This window comes from Streptomyces sp. NRRL S-340 (genome assembly GCF_000720185.1).
Classification (GTDB): domain Bacteria; phylum Actinomycetota; class Actinomycetes; order Streptomycetales; family Streptomycetaceae; genus Streptomyces.
Genome location: NZ_JOIY01000006.1, coordinates 19,298 through 39,031 on the forward strand (window position 1 = coordinate 19,298; position 19,734 = coordinate 39,031).

Below are 19,734 nucleotides of genomic sequence, written 5' to 3' on the forward strand. Positions count from 1 at the left end.
TTGAGCAGCGCCGCGCACCACAACGCAGACCCGGACCGCCTGTGGTCGGTGGACGAGCACCTGGAGGACGTCCTCACCACCGTCCGCCCGCTCGAACCCATCGAGCTGCAACTGCTCGACGCCCAGGGGTGCGTCCTGGTCGAGGACGTCATGGTGCCGCTGTCGCTGCCCCCGTTCGACAACAGCTCCATGGACGGGTACGCGGTCCGGGTCGCGGACGTCGCCGGCGCGAGCGAGGAGTTCCCGGCAGCCCTGGAGGTCGTCGGGGACGTCGCCGCGGGCGCGGCCGACCCGGTGAGGATCGGCCCCGGCCAGGCCGCCCGGATCATGACCGGCGCCCCGCTGCCGCCCGGCGCCGAGACCGTCGTCCCCGTGGAGTGGACCGACGGCGGGCTCGGTGAGGGACCGGTCAGCGGGATGCGCGCCCGCAGCCTGGCGCCGGAGGGCGCCGCCGGGCAGGTGCGCGTGTACCGGCCCGCGCAGGCACGCGCGCACGTGCGCGCGCGGGGCAGCGACGTGCAGGCGGGCGAGTGCGCCCTGAAGGCCGGTACGGTCCTCGGGCCGCCGCAGATCGGGCTGCTCGCCGCGATCGGCCGCGGCACGGTACGGGTGCGCCCGCGCCCGCGCGTGGTGGTGCTCTCCACCGGCAGTGAACTCGTCCAGCCCGGCGAGCAGCTGGCGGGCGGCCAGATCCACGACTCCAACAGCTTCGCGCTGACCGCCGCGGCCCGGGACGCCGGCGCCATCGGCTACCGGGTGGGCGCCGTCGCCGACGACGCCGACACCCTGCGCTCCACCATCGAGGACCAGCTCGTCCGCGCCGACCTGATGGTCACCACCGGCGGGGTGAGCGTCGGCGCGTACGACGTGGTCAAGGAGGCTCTGTCGCACGTCGGGGACGAGGACGAGCCGGGCGGCGGGGTGGAGTTCCGCAAGCTGGCCATGCAGCCCGGCAAGCCCCAGGGCTTCGGCACCGTCGGCCCCGACCACGTCCCGCTGCTGGCGCTGCCCGGCAACCCGGTCTCCTCCTACGTCTCCTTCGAGCTGTTCGTCCGCCCGGCGATCCGCACCCTCATGGGCCTGGCGGACGTGCACCGGCCGACGGCGCGCGCGAAGCTGGCGGCGGACAAGGCGCTGACGTCGCCGCGCGGCCGCAGGCAGTTCCTGCGCGGTACGTACGCCGACGGCGAGGTGACCCCCGTCGGCGGCACCGGTTCGCACCTGATCGCGGCGCTCGCGCAGGCCGACGCCCTGATCGTCGTCCCCGAGGACACCGAGTCCGTCGAGCCCGGCACCGAGGTCGAGGTGGTCCTGCTCGGCTGACCGCCCCCGGTTGGCGGTAGCGTGTCGCGCACAGCAGGCCCGCGCGCCGCACCGCGCCGGGCCCGGACCGGGAGCGCCACAGAGCATGACCACACCTTCCCGGGGGGAGACCCCCGGACCCGTGCAGGACCGAGTGCAGGACGCGCAGCACCCGCGGCACCCGCAGGACAGCGCGCAGGACCGGCTGACCCACATCGACGACGCGGGCGCCGCCCGGATGGTCGACGTGTCCGGCAAGGACGTGACCGCGCGCACCGCCCGCGCCAGTGGCCGCGTCCTCGTCTCGCCCCGCGTGGTGGAACTGCTGCGCGGCGGGGGAGTGCCCAAGGGCGACGCCCTCGCCACCGCGCGGATCGCCGGGATCATGGGTGCCAAGCGCACCCCGGACCTCGTCCCGCTGTGCCACCCGTTGTCGGTGTCGGGTGTGAAACTGGACCTGTCGGTCGCGGACGACGCCGTGGAGATCACGGCCACCGTGAAGACGACGGACCGCACGGGCGTGGAGATGGAGGCGCTCACCGCGGTCTCCGTCGCCGCGCTCACCGTGATCGACATGGTCAAGGCTGTCGACAAGGGGGCGGTCATCACGGACGTCAGGATCGAGGAGAAGACGGGCGGCAAGTCCGGCGACTGGAGCCGGGCATGACCTCCGAGGCGCCGGCCGGCGGCGCCCCGTCCGCGCCCTACCGCGCGCTCGTGGTCACCGCCTCCAACCGGGCCGCCGCCGGGGTCTACGAGGACAGGGGCGGCCCGCTGATCGCCGACGGCCTGGAGCGGTTCGGTTTCGCCGTCGACGGGCCGCGGGTCGTCCCCGACGGCGACCCGGTCCGGGCCGCGCTGCGCGCCGCCGTCGAGGCCGGGTACGACGTCGTGGTCACCACCGGCGGCACCGGCATCTCGCCCACCGACCGCACCCCCGAGGCGACCCGCGAGGTGATCGACCACGAGGTGCCCGGCATCGCGGAGGCCATCCGGGCGTACGGCCGGGAGAAGGTGCCGACCGCGGTGCTCTCGCGGGGACTGGCCGGAGTGGCCGGCCGCACGCTGATCGTCAACCTGCCGGGCTCCACCGGCGGGGTGAAGGACGGACTGGCCGTCCTGGAGCCCCTGTTGACGCACGCCGTTGACCAACTGCGCGGCGGTGACCATCCCAGAGCAGCGGCAGACCCCGGGGGTGCGAGCTGAACACCGCCTCCTGGCCCGTGGTGCTCGCGGAGGGCGATGTCGTCCTGCGGCCGATAAAGCTGCGCGACCAGCGGCTCTGGCGCGAGGTGAACCGGCGCAACCGGAACTGGCTCAGGCCCTGGGAGGCGACCATCCCGCCGCCCACGCCCAGCGGCCCGGTCACCCACCGGCCGACCTACCGCCAGATGGTGCGGCACCTGCGCGCGGAGGCCAGGGCGGGCCGGATGCTGCCGTTCGTCATCGAGTACCAGGGGCGGCTGGTGGGGCAGTTGACGGTGGCCGGGATCACCTGGGGTTCGATGTGCTCGGGGCACGTCGGCTACTGGGTGGACGAGGCGGTGGCGGGCCGCGGGGTGATGCCGACGGCCGTGGCGCTCGTCGCGGACCACTGTTTCCGCACCGTGGGCCTGCACCGCCTGGAGGTCTGCATTCGCCCCGAGAACGGGCCGAGCCGCCGGGTCGTGGAGAAACTCGGATTCCGCGAGGAGGGGCTGCGGCCGCGATATCTGCACATCGACGGGGCCTGGCGGGACCACCTGGTCTTCGCGCTGACCGCGGAAGAGGTGCCCGACGGGCTGCTGAGCCGCTGGCGGCGCACCCGCGCCGACCGCACCCCCAGGGGAAACCCGGCCTGACCCTCCTCCTGCCCGGTCCCCGCCCCGCCTCTCGGCCCAGTGCCCTGCCCCCTGCGGGCCCTCGCCGCAGCGCCCCGGCGCCCGCCGTCGCCTCGTTCCGTGGCACCCGGGCGAGCGGAGCAGAGGTAATTGAATAAGTGTTCGAATTTATTCAGGAACTGATCGGACTTGGACCGGCTCGGGCCGGGGAATTCCCCGGCTTGATGATCCGCTGATCGCATCGGTCGCAAAAAAAGTTCGAAATATCAGCCAGATCGTGCGACACACCGGCCCAATTGGCCGATGGCCTCACGTGAACCCCTCTACCGTGTGAGGCGTGAGCAGCAGCGGCCTCATCTACGCAGTCATCGTCGGGGCCTGGGCCGCCTACTTGGTGCCGATGTGGCTCCGTAGGCAGGACGAGCTGAACGAGGCCCGTCCGACGGAACGCTTCAGCACCGCCATCCGGCTGCTGTCCGGACGGGCGGGCATGGAACGCCGTTACGCCAGGGACCTCCGGGCGCGCTCCGCCGACGAGGGGGAGTCCAGCGCCGTGGAACCGGACGCCGTCACCGATTCGGTGGACGTCCGGTCCTTCGCCCTGCCCCCGGACCGTGCGGAGGTTCCCGCGCCCGGAGCCGAGGCCGGGCGGACCCCCCGCCCCGCGGCGTCGCCGGCGTCCCCGGCGCGGACCACGGCACCGGTGGCGCAGTCCGCGCCGGAACCCGGCCCCGAGCCGGAGGCCGCCCGGACCGACGAGGCCGTCCCCGCGCGGGGACGGATCCCCGCGGCCCGGCGCGCGCCCGGCGCGGAGGCGGCGGCAGCACGCGCACGGCGCTCGAAGGTGCTCGCGCGCCGCAGGCGCACCACCGTCGTGCTCTTCCTCGCCTTCACCCTGGGCGCGATCGTCGCCGCCGTCGGCGGGCTCGCCTTCCTGTGGGTGCCCGCCGTGCCCGCCGTGCTGCTCAGCGCGTACATCGGCTACCTGCGCACCCAGGAGCGGCGCCGCTTCGCCTACCAGATGGACCGCCGCCGCGCCGAGGCCGCGGCGCAGCGGCTGCGGGAGAGCCGCCGCCAGCCGCGCCGGCGCGCGGCCCTGGGCGGGGCCGGGGCGGCGGACACGGAGGAGCCCGACGCGGGCCCCGAGCCGGAGACGGACCCCGGCCTGTCGGCGCTCGCCGCGGACCGGCGCGCCCTGGTGGAGCAGACGGACCACGCGGAGTGGCTGGACCAGCAGCAGCGTGAGCGCCGGCGGCGCCCCGGCCGCGGGGACAGCTGGGACCCGGTACCCGTGCCGCTGCCGACGTACGTGACCGCGCCGGTCGCCCCGCGGGCCACCTCCGACGTGGACCTGGGCGCCCCGGACACCTGGAGTTCGGCGCGTTCGTCCGCCGCCGTGCCCGAGCAGGAGGCCGCCCCCGCGGCCGAGGAGCCGCAGGCTCCCGCGGCGGACGCGGAGGACCGTCCCGCCGCCGACGGCCGCAGCGACGCCCGCCGCGCCGCCTCGGCCCGCCGGTCCCGCGAGCGGGGCCGTACTCCGCTCTTCGACCAGTACGAGGACGGCGACCGGCCGCGCGCGGCCAACGAGTAACCCGCGAGCCGGGCTCCGGCACGGCGTGACGCCCTCTCAGACGCCGTGCGGGACCGCCGCCGCTGACCAGCCCGGGAACGGATTTCCAACCACCCGGATGAGGATGCTAGAGTTTCACTCGTTGCAAGGGCCTGTGGCGCAGTCCGGTAGCGCACCTCGTTCGCATCGAGGGGGCCAGGGGTTCAAATCCCCTCAGGTCCACGCAGCACGAGATCCCGATCAGACGGTCACCGTCGGATCGGGATCTCGTCGTTTCCAGGGTCGGCCCTTCATCCGGTGAGCCGCTGATCCGTCGCTCCGGAGACTCAGGGAGCCGTAGATCCGGAGAGCCCTTCAGAGCGTGGCGGGAGGGAAGCGGAGCGGCTCCCTCCCGCCGGGCGTCCCGCCGTCACCGCAGGGGCTTGGCGTAGCACAGGCTCGACTCGTACTCCCGGTAGTAGCCGAACTTGGCGCACGGCTCGTAGCCGCTGGAGGTGTACAGGGCGATGGCCTCCGGCTGCTGGTCGCCGGTCTCCAGGACCATGCGGACGCGGCCGGCGGCGCGGGCGTCGTCCTCCAGGGCGGCGAGGATGCGGCGGGCCAGGCCCCGGCCGCGCATCGGCTCGATGACGAACATCCGCTTCAGTTCGGCGTCGCCGTCCTCGTTGCCCTCCTCGTTCTTGTCCTGGCTGCGCCAGCCGCCCGTGGCGACGGGGGTGCCGTCCTCGTCGTAGGCGATGAGGTACACCCCGTTCGGCGGCCGGAAGTCGGCCGGGTCGAGGTGGGTGGCGTCGCCGCCGTCGCCGTAGCGCACGTGGTACTCGGCCTGGACCTCGTCGTTGAGCTTGACGGCGTCGGGGTGGTCGAAGGCGACCGGACGAATAAGCATGTTATGTACCGTATATCAATGCAGTGAGAACGGAGAGGCTGGACCGGGTCTCTTACGGGACCCCGTCCAGTGTGCCGGTAAAGTGCCCGGGTGCTCACTGTGACCTCCGCCAACGTCAACGGACTGCGTGCCGCCGCCAGGAAGGGCTTCGTCGAGTGGCTCGCCGGGACCGGCGCCGATGTGCTGTGCCTCCAGGAGGTGCGCGCCGAGCCGCAGCAGCTGCCCGAGCACGTGCGCACGCCGGACGGCTGGCACGCCGTGCACGCGCCAGCCGCCGCCAAGGGCCGCGCCGGTGTCTCCCTCTACACCCGCCGGGAGCCGGACCGGGTCCGCGTCGGCTTCGGGTCGGCGGAGTTCGACGGCAGCGGACGGTACGTCGAGGCCGACCTGCCGGGCGTGACGGTCGCCTCCCTCTACCTGCCCTCCGGAGAGGTGGGCACCGAGCGGCAGGACGAGAAGCTCCGCTTCATGGGCGAGTTCCACGCCTATCTGAAGGAGCTGCGCGAGCGCGCCGCCGCGGACGGGCGCGAGGTCCTGGTCTGCGGCGACTGGAACATCGCCCACCGGCAGGCCGACCTGAAGAACTGGCGCGCCAACCAGAAGAACTCCGGCTTCCTGCCCGAGGAGCGGGAGTGGCTGAGCTGGGTCCTGGACGCGGCGGACGGCGGGTACGTCGACGTCGTGCGCGCCCTGCACCCGGACGCCGAGGGGCCGTACAGCTGGTGGTCCTACCGGGGGCGGGCCTTCGACAACGACTCGGGCTGGCGCATCGACTACCACGTGGCCACGCCCGGGCTCGCGGGCCGGGCCGTCAAGGGTTTCGTGGAGCGCGCGGCCACGCACGCCGAGCGCTGGTCGGACCACGCGCCCGTGACGGTCGTGTACGACCTCTAGGGCGCGTTTCGAAAGTCCCGCCTGCCCCGCGGCGCCTGGCGCGCGCGCTCGCCGCGTTGTCGGGATCGTCCACGTATGCCCGGTACGAGGACGACCCTCCGCCTTGCGATCACACGCACCAGGCGCCGCGGGGCCCGCCCTCCGGGCGGACGGCGCCACTTTCGAAACACGCCCCAGAGCGGTCCGGCCGGCAGGTCTGCCCGGCCGCGGCGGCCGGCCGGGTCTACGGCTTCTTGCGCAGCCGCCGGTCCAGTGCCATCGACAGCTCCGCGTCCACCACGCTCCTGGCCAGCGGGCGCAGCCGCTGGAGGTCCTCCTCGGAGGCGTGGCGGGTGATCAGGTCGGTGAACAGGCCGGCCAGTGCCTCGGCGTGTCGGCGGACGCGGTGGCCGGCGTCCAGCACCTCGGCGAGCGGGATGCCCTCGCGGACCAGTGCGGCGGAGACGTCCAGCAGCCGGCGGCTGATGTGGACGATCTCGTCGCCGTCGGTGCCGAGGTAGCCCAGCTCCATGGCGGCGGCCAGGTTCTCGGCGGTGACCTCGCCCGCGAAGCGGTCGGCGAGTTCCTCCGGGGTGAGGCGGACCGGGACCTCCTCGGTGGGGGCGCCCAGGCCCAGCAGGTCGCCCACGTCGCGGCCGTGGTCGAAGGCCTCGGCGAGTTCGGCGATGCCGCTGAGCGTGTGGCCGCGTTCGAGGAGGGCCGAGATGGTGCGCAGGCGGGAGAGGTGGTGGTCGTCGTACCAGGCGATCCGGCCCTCGCGGCGGGGCGGCGGTATCAGCTTGCGCTCGCGGTAGAAGCGCAGGGTGCGCACGGTGATGCCGGCCAGCCGGGCCAGCTCCTCCATGCGGTACTCGCGCGGGCCGCCGCCCTGTCCGTCCTGCCGTCCAGCGTCTTCTGCCACACCGGAAGCCTATGTTGTACCGCCGGTAACTTTCGTGGGCCGACCCCTACCGATCGGTACGTCTCTCCTCTACCCTCCCGATTGTGCCAGTGTTCACTGGCGGTATTGCTGGCGAGACATGGAGGGGCGCTCAATGGCCGACTACGAGCACGTGCGGGTGGCGGTGATCGGGTCCGGGTTCGGCGGACTGGGCGCCGCGGTGCGACTGCGCCGGGAGGGGATCACCGACTTCGTCGTGCTGGAGCGCGCCGACAGCGTCGGCGGCACCTGGCGGGACAACAGCTACCCGGGGTGCGCCTGCGACGTGCCCTCCCACCTCTACTCCTTCTCCTTCGCCCCGAACCCGCTGTGGCCGCGCACCTTCTCCGGCCAGCGGCACATCCGCGCCTACCTGGAGCACGTCGCCGACACCTTCGGCCTGCGCCCGCACCTGCGCTTCGGCTCCGAGGTCAAGAAGGCGGCCTGGAACACCGAGCGGCTGTGCTGGGACATCGAGACCAGCAGCGGGAACCTCTCCGCCGACGTCGTGGTCTCCGCGACCGGCCCGCTGTCCGACCCCAAGATCCCCGACATCCCGGGCCTGGACGGCTTCCCCGGCAAGGTCTTCCACTCCGCCCGCTGGGACCACGACTACGACCTGGCGGGCAAGCGGGTCGCCATGATCGGCACCGGCGCCTCGGCCATCCAGATCGTGCCCGCCATCCAGCCCGAGGTGGCCCGTCTCACCCTCTTCCAGCGCACGCCGCCCTGGGTGATGCCCCGCGTCGACCGCGCCATCAGCGGCCTGGAGCGCTCCGTGCACCGGGCGGTGCCGGTCACCACCCGGCTGCGCCGCGGACTGCTGTGGGGCATCCGCGAACTCCAGGTGCAGGCCTTCACCAAACGGCCCGACGAGCTCGGCTTCGTCGAGCAGATCGCCAAGCGCAACATGGCCCGCTCCATCAAGGACCCGGCGCTGCGCGCCAGGCTCACCCCTGACTACCGCATCGGCTGCAAGCGGATCCTGCTGTCCAGCACCTATTACCCGGCGCTCGCGCAGGACAACGTGGACGTGGTGGCCGGCGGCCTCAGCGAGATCCGCGGCGCCACCCTGGTCGCCGCCGACGGCACCGAGGCCGAGGCCGACGCGATCATCTTCGGCACCGGCTTCCACGTCACGGACATGCCGATCGCCGAGCGCGTCGTCGGGGCGGACGGCCGCACCCTGGCCGAGACCTGGAAGGACGGCATGGCCGCGCTGCGCGGCGCCACCGCCGCAGGCTTCCCGAACTGGATGACGATCATCGGCCCCAACACCGGCCTCGGCAACTCCTCGATGATCCTCATGATCGAGTCCCAGCTGAACTACATGGCCGACTACCTGCGCCAGCTCCACGTCCTCGGCGGCAGGGCCGCCCTGGACGCCCGGCAGAGCGCCGTGGACTCCTGGAACCGCACGGTGCAGGAGCGCATGAAGCGCACCGTGTGGAACACCGGCGGGTGCACCAGCTGGTACCTGGACGCCCATGGCCGCAACACCACGGTCTGGCCGGGCACGACCACCGAGTTCCGGCGCGCCACGCGGCGCGTGGACCTCGCGGAGTACGAGGTCGTCCGGCAGCCCCGGCCCGCGGCCGCCCCCGCGGCTGCCGCCCCCCGGCCCGCGGAGGTGGACGCGTGAGCCGTCCCGCGCGCGCCCCCTTCGGTCCCTACGCCCCGCCCGTCCCCGACCGTGAACTCACCGTCGTCTCCGCCGACGGCGCCCGGCTGCACGTCGAGGTGCACGGGGCCGAGGGCGCCCCCGCGGTCGTCCTCGCCCACGGCTGGACCTGCTCCACCGCCTTCTGGGCCGCCCAGATCCGCGAACTCGCCGCCGCTCACCGGGTCGTCACCTACGACCAGCGCGGCCACGGACGCAGCCCGGCGAGCCCGGTGTGCACCACGCGGGCGCTCGCCGACGATCTGGAGGCCGTGCTCGCCGCCACCCTCGCACCCGGGGAGAAGGCCGTGGTCGCGGGCCACTCCATGGGCGGGATGACGGTCATGGCGGCGGCCGGCCGGCCCGGATTCCGGGAGCACGCCGCGGCCGTCGTGCTGTGCAGCACCGGCAGTTCACGGCTGGTCGAGGAGGCGACCGTCGTCCCGATCCGGCCGGGCCGGCTGCGCACCCGGCTGACCCGGGGGATCCTCGGCTCCCGGGCCCCGCTCGGCCCCGTCACACCGCTCGCCCTGCGGATCCTCAAGTACGGGACGCTCGGCCCCGGTTCGGCGGCCCACGTGACGCAGGCGTGCGCGCGGATCGTGCACGCCTGCCCGGCCCGGGTGCGCCACGCCTGGTCGCGGATCTTCGACGGGCTCGATCTCGGGGACGGCGTACGGCAGTTGAGGGTGCCGGCCGCGGTCGTCGTGGGCACGGCCGACCGGCTGACGCCGCCGGTGCACGCGCGGGCGCTGGCCGCCGCGCTGCCGCGGTGCGCGGGCCTGACCGAACTGCCCGGCATCGGGCACATGACCCCCATGGAAGCGCCCGAGCAGGTCACCGCGACGATCCGGGACCTCGTGGACGCGCACCTGCGCGCACGCGGGCACGACAACGACGACGACAACGAGGCCGCACGGATCGGAGAGGGCGCATGAGCAAGGTCAGCCTGGAGGGACAGGTCGCGGTCGTCACGGGCGCCGCACGGGGCGTCGGTGAACTGCTCGCCCGCAAGCTGTCCGCACGCGGCGCGAAGGTCGCGCTCGTCGGACTGGAACCGGACGCGCTCAAGCAGGTCGCGGAGCGGCTGCACGGCGAGAGCGCCCACTGGTACGCCGACGTCACCGACCACGAGGCGATGGCCCGGGTCGCGGCCGAGGTGAAGGAACGGTTCGGCCGGGTCGACATCGCGGTCGCCAACGCCGGTGTGGCGACCGGCGGACCGTTCGCCGACTCCGACCCGGAGTCCTGGCGCCGCGTGATCGAGGTCAACCTCGTCGGATCGGCGGTCACCGGGCGGGCGTTCCTGCCCGCGCTGACCGAAAGCCGGGGGTATCTGCTCCAGATCGCCTCGCTGGCCGCGATCACCCCGGCGCCGATGATGACGGCGTACTGCGCCTCCAAGTCCGGTGTGGAGGCGTACGCGCACAGCCTGCGCGCCGAAGTCGGCCACCGGGGCGTGCGCGTGGGCGTGGCGTACCTGTCGTGGACCGACACCGACATGGTGCGCGGCGCCGACCAGGACGACGTCATGCGGGAGTTGAGGCAGCGGCTGCCGTGGCCGTCGAACAAGACGTATCCGCTGGGCCCGGCCGTGGACCGGATCGTGGACGGCATCGAGCGCCGCTCCAGCCACGTGTACGGGCAGTGGTGGCTGCGCGGGATGCAGGGGGTGCGCGGGTATCTGCCCGGGGTCATCGGGACCGTGGGGCAGCGGGAGATGCGGCGGTTCGCCGACCGGCTCACAGGCATGCGGACGGGGCTGGTCGGGGCGGGCGGAGCGGCCGACGAACAGCACCGGACGACCTCGGTCACACGCCGTCACTGATCGACATGCACAGGGTCACCGCCCGTGTGAATCTGGTCGAGGCCGATCCCCTCACCCACTTGGGGATCCCCCTCACACGGGAGTGAAACAGCATGGGTATGAAGGACAAGTTCCAGGACCAGCCCGAGCAGTGGAAGCAGCAGGGCAAGGAGCGCATGCAGGAGGGCCGCGAGAAGGCCGGCCAGCGTGCGGGCCAGCAGCGTGAGCAGGGCCGCCAGGGCGGTGAGCGTGGGCGTCAGGGCATCGAGGACGCGCACGACGAGATGGAGGACCGTCTCAACGAGGACTACGACCGGTAGCCGACGGGCCACCGGAAGCCGTTGCTGAGACGTGGGGTGCCCCGTGTGCCGGGGCACCCCACGTCGACGACCGGACGGCCCCGCGGGTACGTCAGCCGGGGCGCGGGGGCAGCTTCGGACGGCCCAGGTCGGGGACGTCGCCGTAGTCGGGCGGGGTCGCGGCCGGGTGGGAGTCCAGGAGCCGCAGGGCCAGTTCGATGGCGTCGTCCATCCCGACGTGCCGGCCCTCGGCCCAGTCCAGCGGGGTGCGCAGGGCCTCGACGTCGGGAGTGACGCCGTGGTTCTCCACGGACCAGCCGTACGCGTCGAACCAGGCCGCGTTCATCGGCACCGTGATGACCGTGCCGTCGCCGAGGCGGTGCCTGCCGGTCATGCCGACCACGCCGCCCCAGGTGCGCTGGCCCACCACCGGTCCGAGTCCGAGCAGTTTGAAGGCGGCGGTGATCATGTCGCCGTCGGAGGAGGTCGCCTCGTCGGCGAGGGCCACGATGGGGCCCCGCGGCGCGTTGGAGGTGTACGACACCGGCTCGGCGTCCCGCGTCAGGTCCCAGCCCAGGATGGTCCGGGTCAGCTTCTCGATGACCAGTTCGCTGATGTTGCCGCCCGCGTTGCCGCGCACGTCGACGATGAGCGCGGGCCGGGACATCTCCATGCGCACGTCCCGGTTGAACTGCGCCCAGCCGGAGCCGCCCAGGTCCGGGATGTGCAGGTAGCCGCACTTGCCGTCGCTCAACTCGCGGGTCACGGCGCGGCGTTTGGCCACCCAGTCCTGGTAGCGCAGCGGCCGGTCGTCGATCAGCGGGACGAGCGCGACCCGGCGCGCGGGGCCCGTGCCCTGCGCGGGCGCGAAGGTCAGCTCCACGGTCGTGCCGCCGGACCCGGCCAGCAGCGGGTAGGGCCCGGTCACCGGGTCGACCGGGCGGCCGTCCACGTGGGTCAGCACGGAGCCCTCGCGGATGCCGGTGCCGGCCAGCGGCGAGCGGGCGCGCGAGTCGGAGGAGTCGCCGGGCAGGATCCGCCGGACCACCCAGCCGGCGTCGCGGCGCACCAGGTCGGCGCCGAGCAGCCCCTGCCAGCGCTGGTAGTGCGCGGGGCCCTCGTTGCGGCGGGCGGCGGCGACGTAGGCGTGGGAGGTGCCCAGCTCGCCGAGGACCTCGCGCAGCAGGTCGGCGAACTCGTCGGGGGAGGCGACCCGTTCGACCAGCGGGCGGTACTGGGCGAGGACACCGTCCCAGTCGATGCCGCACATCCGCGGCTCCCAGAAGTAGGCGCGGATCAGCCGCCCCGCCTCCTCGTACGCCTGGCGCCACTCCGCGCCCGGGTCGACGACGTGCATGATCCGGCGTACGTCGATCCAGGTGGTGGTGTCGCTGTCGCCCAGCTCGGTGGAGGGGACGGCGCGCAGGTCGCCCTCGTCGACCACGACGAGCCGGGTGCCGTCGCCGCTGACCGCGAACCAGTCGAGGTGGCCGACGAGTTCGGACTTCTTCGCCTTGCTGATGGTGAAGTACTCCAGGGTGGGCCTGCCCGTCATGTCGTCCGGGTTGGCGAACGTCTCCCCGAGCGCGCCGGAGATCGGCCAGCGCAGCCAGACCAGGCCGCCGCCGGCGACCGGGGCGAGCGCCGAGTACTTGGAGGCGATGACCGGGAACGGCGTGACCCGGTTCTCCAGGCCCGCCACCTCCACCGTGACGGCGCCGGGCTCGCCGCCCTCCTCGTCCTCCACGGGGTCCAGGCCGCCCGCGGCCGGCCGGCCCTCGGGGTTGAGCGCGAAGGGGGAGGGGGTCGCGGAGGAGAGCGGGACCAGATAGGGCTTGCAGCCCAGCGGGAAGGACAGGTCGCCGGTGTGCACGTCGTACACCGGGTCGAAGCCGCGCCAGGACAGGAACGCCAGGTAGCGGCCGTCCCGGGTGAAGACCGGGTTCTCGTCCTCGAAACGGCCGTTGGTGACGTCGACGACCAGCCGGTCCTTGATCCGGGCCATCTTGATCTGCCGCAGCGTCCGGCCGATCCCGGGATGGGACCAGGTCAGCCAGGCGCCGTCCGGCGAGAAGGCCAGGTCGCGCACGGGTCCGTTGGCGGACCGCACGAGTTCGGTGACCGGCCCGGCCACGGCGGCGGGGCCGCCGGTGCCCGCGGACGCCCCTGCGGCCCCGGCGGCGCTCCCGGCCCCAGGAGTCCCGGCCCCAGGGGTCCCGCCGTCCGCCGTCCCGGCTGTTGGGGTCCCGGCCTCCGCGGGCCCGCCGTCCGCCGTCCCGGCCGCCTGGGGCCCGGCCTCCGGGGTTCCGCCCTCCGCGGGTCCGGCGTCCCGGGTGGTTTCTCCCGGGGTTCCCCCGTCCGCCGTCCCGGCCGCCTGGGGCCCGGCCTCCGGGGTTCCGGCCTCCGCGGTTCCGGCGTCCCGCGTGGTTTCTCCCGGGGTTCCCCCGGTGGCCGGTTCGGTCTGCTCCGCCGTCGTCGCGGGCGCCGCCTCCTGCGGTCCGTCCTCCTCCCGGACGTCGAGCAGCAGCAGCCGGCCGTCGTGCGAGGCCAGGGCGAGCCGTTCGCCCTCCGGGTCGGAGACCATCTCCAGCACCCGGCCCAGTTCGCCGGTGGCGAGCCGGCGGGGCGGGCGGGCGCCGGAGGCGCGGGGCAGGTGGGCGATCTCCACGGCGTCGGCGCCGTCGGCGTCGGTGACGTAGGCGATCCGGCCGCTCTCGCCGAGCATCTCCGGGAGCCGCACGCGGACCCCGGGGGTGTCGGTGAGGGTGCGCGCGGGGCCGTCGCGGTGGGTGAGCCAGTACAGCGAGCCGCGCACGACGACCGCGCTGGCCCGCCCGGTCTCGTCGACCGAGAGGCCGTCCAGGTTCTGGGCGGCGGGCACCGGGTAGCGGCGGCGGCCCGCGCGCGGCCCGCTGAGCCGGACGTCGAGCCGGTGCGGGACCGAGTCCGGGGACAGGTCGTCCACCATCCACAGGTCGCCCGCGCACTGGTACACCACCCGGGCGCCGTCGCTGGAGGCGTGGCGGGCGTAGAAGGCGTCGTGGTCAGTGTGCCGGCGCAGGCCGGAGCCGTCGTACGCACAGGAGTACAGGTTGCCCACGCCCTCGTGGTCGGAGAGGAAGGCGATGCGGTCGCCGACGAACATGGGGCAGGCCAGGTGGCCGCCGATGTCGGGGAGCAGCCGCTGCCCGTGCAGCCAGAGCCTGCCCGTGGCACCGCCCCGGTAGCGCTTCCAGGAGGCGGGTTCGTGCGGCGGGGTGCCGGTCAGCAGCAGGCTCCTGCGCTCGCCGTCGATCTCACGGGCCTGGAGGTCGGAGACCGGGCCCCAGGGCAGTTTGCGGCCCGGGGAGCCGTCGGTGGCGACCTTGTAGGCCCAGGTGAAGTAGGAGAACGGTTCGCCGTGCGAGGTGACGGCGAGGATCTCGCTGTGTCCGTCCTCCTCGGGCGGGGACCAGCCGCACACCTGCGTGTCGGAGCTGCCCCAGTACGTCAGCTGGCGGCCCGGTCCGCCGTCCACCGGGACGAGGTGGATCTCCGGCGCGAGGCTGCGCCAGCTGGTGCAGGCGATGTGGCGGCCGTCGGGGGAGAAGCGCGGGTGGCCGGTCTTGGTGCGGTCCACGGTGAGCCGCCAGGCCCGGCCCGCTCCGTCGAGCGGCGCGAGCCAGAGGTCGTCCTCGGCCACGAAGCACAGCAGATCGCCGCTGAGGTGCGGCAGGCGCAGATAGCTCACCTCCTCAATGCTTCGCCCGGGGACCGGCCGCAGCAACCGGAGCACCCGGGAGCCCTGGACGAAAGCGCTTATGCGGACCCGACAGGAGTGACCGAGCGCACGTACGAAACCGTTTCGTTTCGATGAGAGGGTGCGCTACATTCGTGTCGTACGAGAACGACGGCGGGACCGCGGGACAGCGGGACCGCGTCGTGCGGATCGGGAGGCGGACGGGATGACCGAGGCGGCCAAGGGCGCGGCGGCAGCCGCTCCGCCGGAACCGGTGCCTGCACCGGGGCGCCGCAGCCGGATCACGCCCGAACGCGAGGCCGAGCTGTACGCGGCCGTGCTCGACCTGCTCCGCGAGGTCGGTTACGACGCCCTCACCATGGACGCCGTGGCCGCCCGCACCCGCTCCAGCAAGGCCACGCTCTACCGCCAGTGGGGCGGCAAGGCCGAACTGGTCGTCCGGGCCGTCCGGCACGGCAAACCCGGGAAACTGGAGGGCACCGACACCGGATCGCTCCGCGGCGACCTGCACGAACTGATGAGCCGTGAGGACGACTGCACCATGGAGCAGAACTCCGCGCTGATGCGCGGCCTGGCCATGGCGGTGCACTCCAACCCCGACCTCAGACAGGCCTTCCGGGAACAGCTCGTCGAACCGGAGATGGCCGAGTTCCGCAAGCTGGTGCAGCGCGCCGTGGACCGGGGCGAGGTCCGCCCGGACTGCCCGGCGCTCGACTTCGTCGTGCACATGCTGGCCGGTGGCTTCGTCGTCCGGGCACTGATCGAGAACCAGCCGCCGACCCAGGCCTTCCTGCGTTCGTACATCGACGCCGTGGTGCTCCCCGCCCTCGGCGCGCCCACCACCTCCTGACACCCCCTCCCCGCGCCCGCCTCCCCGGCGGGCCCGCTGTCCCCGGCAAGCCCACCCTCTGACGTCACCGCTCACGTCGTCGGGCTGATGACCCCTGCCCTGATCCACCCCACGACCTGACCGGGAGTACGCCCACGTGGCCACGTTCCTGTACAAACTAGGACGCCTCGCCTTCAGGCGACGGCACTTCGTCGCGCTGATATGGGTGGCGCTGCTGACACTCGCCGGTGTCGGCGCCGCCTCCGCGCCCCCCGCGGGCAACACCTCCTTCTCCATTCCGGGCACCGAGGCCCAGAAGGCCTTCGACCTGCTGGAACAGCGCTTCCCCGGCGCGAGCGCCGACGGGGCGACCGCGCGGGTGGTCTTCAAGGCACCCGGCGGGCAGAAGATGACGGAGGCCGGGAACAAGGCGACCGTCGAGAAGACCGTCAAGGAGCTGTCCGACGGCTCCGAGGTCGCCTCCGTCGCCGACCCCTACACCGGCCACGCCGTCAGCAAGGACGGCACCGTCGCCTACACCTCGGTGAAGTACAAGGTCTCCGGCATGGAGCTGGAGGACTCCTCGCGCACCGCCCTGGAGGACGCGGCGCAGCACGCGCGGGACGCCGGGCTGACCGTGGAGATCGGCGGTGACGCGCTCAACGCAGCTCCCGAGACCGGTGCCACCGAGGTCATCGGCATCGCCATCGCCGCCGTCGTCCTCGTCATCACCTTCGGCTCGCTGCTGGCCGCCGGCCTGCCACTGCTGACCGCGATCATCGGCGTCGGCATCGGGGTCTCCACCGTCACCGCGCTCGCCGGCGCCCTCGACCTGGGCACCACCACCTCCACCCTGGCCTCGATGATCGGCCTCGCCGTCGGCATCGACTACGCGCTGTTCATCGTCTCCCGCTACCGGGGCGAACTGGCCGAGGGCCACTCGCGTGAGGAGGCGGCGGGCCGGGCCACCGGCACCGCGGGCTCCGCGGTGGTCTTCGCCGGACTCACCGTCGTGATCGCCCTGGTCGGCCTGTCCGTCGTCAACATCCCGATGCTGACGAAGATGGGCGTCGCCGCGGCCGGCACGGTCGTCATCGCCGTCCTCATCGCCCTGACGATGATCCCCGCGCTGCTCGGCTACGCCGGCCGCAGGGTGAAGCCGGCCGGGGAGAAGAGCAGGCTGCTGGGCGGCGGGCGGGCCGCGAAGAAGCCGGCCCGGGCGAACATGGGCACCCGCTGGGCGAGCTTCGTGGTCCGCCGTCCCGTCGCCGTGCTGCTGCTCGGCGTGGTCGGCCTCGGCGCCGCCGCCGTACCGGCCGCCTCCCTCGAACTGGGCCTCCCGGACGACGGCTCCCAGCCCGTCTCCACCACCCAGCGCCGCGCCTACGACCTCCTCTCGGAGGGCTTCGGCCCCGGCTTCAACGGCCCGCTGATGGTCGTCGTCGACGCCAAGGGCAGCCACGACGCGAAGGCCGCCTTCAGCCAGGTGACCGACGAGATCAAGGGCCTCGATGACGTCGTGACGGTCACCCCGGCCCAGCCCAACAAGGCCGGTGACACCGCGACCATCACCGTCGTCCCGAACTCCAAGCCGTCCTCCACCACCACCGAGGACCTGGTGCACGCCATCCGCGACGCGGGCAGCGGCATCAAGGCCAAGACGGACGCCGAGGTGCTGGTCACCGGCTCCACGGCGATGAACATCGACGTCTCGCAGAAGCTGAACGACGCCCTGTTCCCCTACCTGGCGCTGGTCGTCGGCCTGGCCTTCCTGCTGCTGATCGTGGTGTTCCGCTCGGTCCTGGTCCCGCTGAAGGCGGCGCTCGGCTTCCTGCTGTCGGTGATGGCGGCGCTCGGCGCGGTCGTCGCGGTCTTCCAGTGGGGGTGGCTGTCCGGCCTGATGGGCGTGGAGGAGACCGGCCCGGTCATGTCGATGATGCCGATCTTCATGGTGGGCGTCGTCTTCGGCCTCGCGATGGACTACGAGGTGTTCCTGGTGACCCGGATGCGCGAGGCGTACGTCCACGGCGAGAAGCCGAGCCAGGCCGTCGTCACCGGCTTCCGGCACGGCGCACGGGTCGTCACCGCCGCCGCGGTCATCATGATCGCCGTCTTCTCCGGGTTCATCGGCTCCAGCGAATCGATGATCAAGATGATCGGTTTCGGGCTGGCGATCGCGGTGTTCTTCGACGCGTTCATCGTGCGCATGGCCATCGTGCCGGCCGTCCTCGCCCTGCTGGGCCGCAGGGCCTGGTGGCTGCCGAGGTGGCTGGACCGCGCCCTGCCCAACGTCGACGTGGAGGGCGAGGGCCTGCGCGCCCACGACTCCCGGCGCACGGACCCGGACGAGGAGCGGGAACCCGCCCTGGCCTGACCGGGCGGCTCCCGGCCGGGAGCCGCCCGCCGGCCGGCCGGTGAGGGTCCCGCGGGGACGGCGCACCCTCACCGGTCTTCCGGCCCTGTCACCAGGACGGCCGAGAGCGGGGGAAATCCCGGTGAGCGGGCGCGGGCCATGTCGTAGCGTGCTCGTCATGACGACGACAGCCGGCCCCGGCGGTGCCGGGCGACCGGCCGCCCACCCCCGCTTCGCCGAGGCCCTGCGTCAACTGGGGCTCGGCGAGCTGGTGACCGGGATCCGCCGGTTCCCCGACGCCACCCGGACCGCCGCCGAGGCGGCCGCCGCCGTCGGCTGCGAGCTGAGCCAGATCTGCAAGTCGCTGGTCTTCCAGGCCCGGGAGTCCCCCCTCCCCGGGCCCGGCCGGGAGCCGGGGGCGGGCGCCCCGGTGCTCGTGCTGGTGGACGGGGCCTCCAGGGTCGACGTGGAGCGGGTCCGGCAGGAACTGGGCGCGGACAAGGTCACCCGCGCGAAGGCCGACGTCGTACGGGAGACCACCGGGTACGCCATCGGCGGGGTCCCGCCCTTCGGGCACCGCACGCGGACCAGGGTCCTGGCCGACCGTTCGCTGCTGGAGCACGACGTCGTCCGGGCCGCCGCCGGCACCCCGCACACCGTCTTCCCGATGGAGCCCGGCGCGCTGGTGACGCGGGCCGGGGCCGTCCTCGTGGACGTGCGCGAGCGCGCTTCGTGACCCCGCTGGTCACCGCGGCCGTCCTGCTCGCCGCCGTCACCCACGCCTGCTGGAACGCGCTCGCCCACCGCATCCCCGACAAGCTCGTCGGCTTCACCCTGATCTCCGGCGGCGGGCTGCTCATCGGCGCCGCGCTCGCGCCGTTCACCGCCGTACCGGCGGCGGCCGCCTGGCCGTACCTCGGCGCGTCGGCGGCCCTGCACATCGTCTACTACGCGCTGCTGATGACGTCCTTCCGGCTCGGTGACTTCGGACAGGCCTACCCCATCGCGCGGGGCACGGCACCGCTCGTCGTCACGGTCCTGGCCGCCGTCTTCGCCCACGAGGTGCCGAACCTCTGGGGGAGCGCGGGCATCGCGCTGTCCTGCGCGGGCCTGACCGGCGTCGCGCTGTGGGGGCTGCGCGGGCGCCGCCCGGACTGGACGGCGGTCGGCGCCGCGCTGGCGACCGGCCTGTCCATCGCCGCGTACACGGTCGTCGACGGCCTGGGCGTCCGGGCCTCCGGGTCCTCCCTCGGCTACATCGCCTGGCTCATGATGATCCAGGGCGTGGTGATCCCGGCGTACGCCGTCACCCGCCGGCGCCGCCGGACCGCCGCCCTGCTGCGCCCCCACGCCGCCCTCGGCCTGCTCGGCGCCGCCCTGTCCGTCACGGCGTACGGCCTGGTCCTGTGGGCGCAGACCCGTGCCGACCTGGCACCCGTCTCGGCGCTGCGCGAGTCCTCCATCCTGGTCGGCGCGGCCATCGGCGCCGTCTTCTTCAAGGAGCGCTTCGGCGCGCCGCGGATCGCCGCGGCCGGTCTGCTGGTCGTCGGCATCGGCCTGATGCTGCACGCCGGTTAGGCCTTCGCCCCCGCCAGGAGTGGTGCTGCACGCCGGTTAGGCCTTCGCCCCCGCCAGGAGTGGTGCTGCACGCCG

At 73.6% G+C, this 19,734-nt stretch carries 17 protein-coding genes and 1 tRNA gene; 15 read left to right on the forward strand and 3 right to left on the reverse strand.

The window, feature by feature from the left end; translation table 11 throughout:
• The 6 genes from glp to IG64_RS05770 all read left to right on the forward strand — a co-directional run bounded on the left by glp (position 1) and on the right by IG64_RS05770 (position 4,914).
• On the forward strand, positions 1-1,323 hold the full coding sequence (gene glp / locus IG64_RS05745; protein ID WP_037852706.1) for a gephyrin-like molybdotransferase Glp: 1,323 nt from the start codon (positions 1-3) through the stop codon (positions 1,321-1,323).
• Between the two features lie 85 nt (positions 1,324-1,408).
• The gene (moaC, locus tag IG64_RS05750) at positions 1,409-1,969 is read left to right on the forward strand and encodes a cyclic pyranopterin monophosphate synthase MoaC (protein WP_078883817.1); all 561 of its coding nucleotides are present in this window, start codon (positions 1,409-1,411) and stop codon (positions 1,967-1,969) included.
• Positions 1,966-2,508: a MogA/MoaB family molybdenum cofactor biosynthesis protein gene (locus IG64_RS05755; RefSeq protein WP_051812413.1), complete on the forward strand. Its 543-nt coding sequence runs from the start codon at positions 1,966-1,968 to the stop codon at positions 2,506-2,508. The genes moaC and IG64_RS05755 overlap by 4 nt, the downstream gene beginning before the upstream one ends.
• A 20-nt stretch (positions 2,509-2,528) precedes the next feature.
• Entirely contained in the window at positions 2,529-3,143 is a 615-nt protein-coding gene (locus IG64_RS05760; RefSeq protein ID WP_199811522.1) for a GNAT family N-acetyltransferase, read from the forward strand.
• 316 nt (positions 3,144-3,459) lie between these two features.
• Positions 3,460-4,713: a gephyrin-like molybdotransferase receptor GlpR gene (gene glpR / locus IG64_RS05765; protein ID WP_037852711.1), complete on the forward strand. Its 1,254-nt coding sequence runs from the start codon at positions 3,460-3,462 to the stop codon at positions 4,711-4,713.
• A 127-nt stretch (positions 4,714-4,840) separates the two neighbouring features.
• Positions 4,841-4,914 (forward strand) — tRNA-Ala (locus IG64_RS05770).
• A 187-nt stretch (positions 4,915-5,101) separates the two neighbouring features.
• Here the strand turns inward: IG64_RS05770 and IG64_RS05775 are convergent.
• Positions 5,102-5,581: a GNAT family N-acetyltransferase gene (locus IG64_RS05775; protein ID WP_037852713.1), complete on the reverse strand. Its 480-nt coding sequence runs from the start codon at positions 5,579-5,581 to the stop codon at positions 5,102-5,104.
• A 90-nt stretch (positions 5,582-5,671) separates the two neighbouring features.
• Here IG64_RS05775 and IG64_RS05780 point away from each other — a divergent pair, with 90 nt between their 5' ends.
• Positions 5,672-6,475 (forward strand): exodeoxyribonuclease III, encoded by an 804-nt coding sequence (locus IG64_RS05780; protein WP_037852715.1) that lies wholly within the window; start codon positions 5,672-5,674, stop codon positions 6,473-6,475.
• Between the two features lie 223 nt (positions 6,476-6,698).
• On the opposite strand, the gene IG64_RS05790 is transcribed toward IG64_RS05780, so the two are convergent.
• On the reverse strand, positions 6,699-7,319 hold the full coding sequence (locus IG64_RS05790; RefSeq protein ID WP_037852720.1) for a MerR family transcriptional regulator: 621 nt from the start codon (positions 7,317-7,319) through the stop codon (positions 6,699-6,701).
• Positions 7,320-7,509: 190 nt separating this feature from the next.
• On the opposite strand from IG64_RS05790, the gene IG64_RS05795 reads away from it, so the two are divergent.
• The 4 genes from IG64_RS05795 to IG64_RS05810 all read left to right on the forward strand — a co-directional run bounded on the left by IG64_RS05795 (position 7,510) and on the right by IG64_RS05810 (position 11,181).
• A complete protein-coding gene (locus IG64_RS05795) occupies positions 7,510-9,036 on the forward strand; it encodes a flavin-containing monooxygenase (protein ID WP_037852722.1) in 1,527 nt (508 codons plus the stop codon).
• On the forward strand, positions 9,033-9,992 hold the full coding sequence (locus IG64_RS05800; RefSeq protein WP_037852724.1) for an alpha/beta fold hydrolase: 960 nt from the start codon (positions 9,033-9,035) through the stop codon (positions 9,990-9,992). Before IG64_RS05795 ends, IG64_RS05800 begins: the two co-directional genes overlap by 4 nt.
• On the forward strand, positions 9,989-10,882 hold the full coding sequence (locus IG64_RS05805; RefSeq protein WP_037852726.1) for an SDR family oxidoreductase: 894 nt from the start codon (positions 9,989-9,991) through the stop codon (positions 10,880-10,882). The genes IG64_RS05800 and IG64_RS05805 overlap by 4 nt, the downstream gene beginning before the upstream one ends.
• A gap of 92 nt (positions 10,883-10,974) precedes the next feature.
• A complete protein-coding gene (locus tag IG64_RS05810; RefSeq protein WP_037852728.1) occupies positions 10,975-11,181 on the forward strand; it encodes a hypothetical protein in 207 nt (68 codons plus the stop codon).
• A 91-nt stretch (positions 11,182-11,272) separates the two neighbouring features.
• Here IG64_RS05810 and IG64_RS05815 read toward each other — a convergent pair whose 3' ends face one another.
• Positions 11,273-14,890 (reverse strand): S41 family peptidase, encoded by a 3,618-nt coding sequence (locus tag IG64_RS05815; protein WP_234438405.1) that lies wholly within the window; start codon positions 14,888-14,890, stop codon positions 11,273-11,275.
• Positions 14,891-15,104: 214 nt separating this feature from the next.
• Here IG64_RS05815 and IG64_RS05820 point away from each other — a divergent pair, with 214 nt between their 5' ends.
• The 4 genes from IG64_RS05820 (at position 15,105) to IG64_RS05835 (ending at position 19,659) form a co-directional block, all read left to right on the forward strand.
• Complete coding sequence (locus IG64_RS05820) at positions 15,105-15,749, forward strand: TetR/AcrR family transcriptional regulator (RefSeq protein ID WP_234438406.1); 645 nt, start codon at positions 15,105-15,107, stop codon at positions 15,747-15,749.
• 136 nt (positions 15,750-15,885) lie between these two features.
• Positions 15,886-18,102: an MMPL family transporter gene (locus tag IG64_RS05825; protein WP_037852730.1), complete on the forward strand. Its 2,217-nt coding sequence runs from the start codon at positions 15,886-15,888 to the stop codon at positions 18,100-18,102.
• A gap of 157 nt (positions 18,103-18,259) precedes the next feature.
• The gene (locus IG64_RS05830; protein WP_037852974.1) at positions 18,260-18,817 is read left to right on the forward strand and encodes a YbaK/EbsC family protein; all 558 of its coding nucleotides are present in this window, start codon (positions 18,260-18,262) and stop codon (positions 18,815-18,817) included.
• Positions 18,814-19,659 carry a DMT family transporter gene (locus IG64_RS05835; RefSeq protein WP_037852732.1) on the forward strand — a complete coding sequence of 282 codons (846 nt, stop codon included), beginning with the start codon at positions 18,814-18,816 and terminating at the stop codon, positions 19,657-19,659. Before IG64_RS05830 ends, IG64_RS05835 begins: the two co-directional genes overlap by 4 nt.
• The last annotated feature ends 75 nt before the right edge of the window (positions 19,660-19,734 follow it).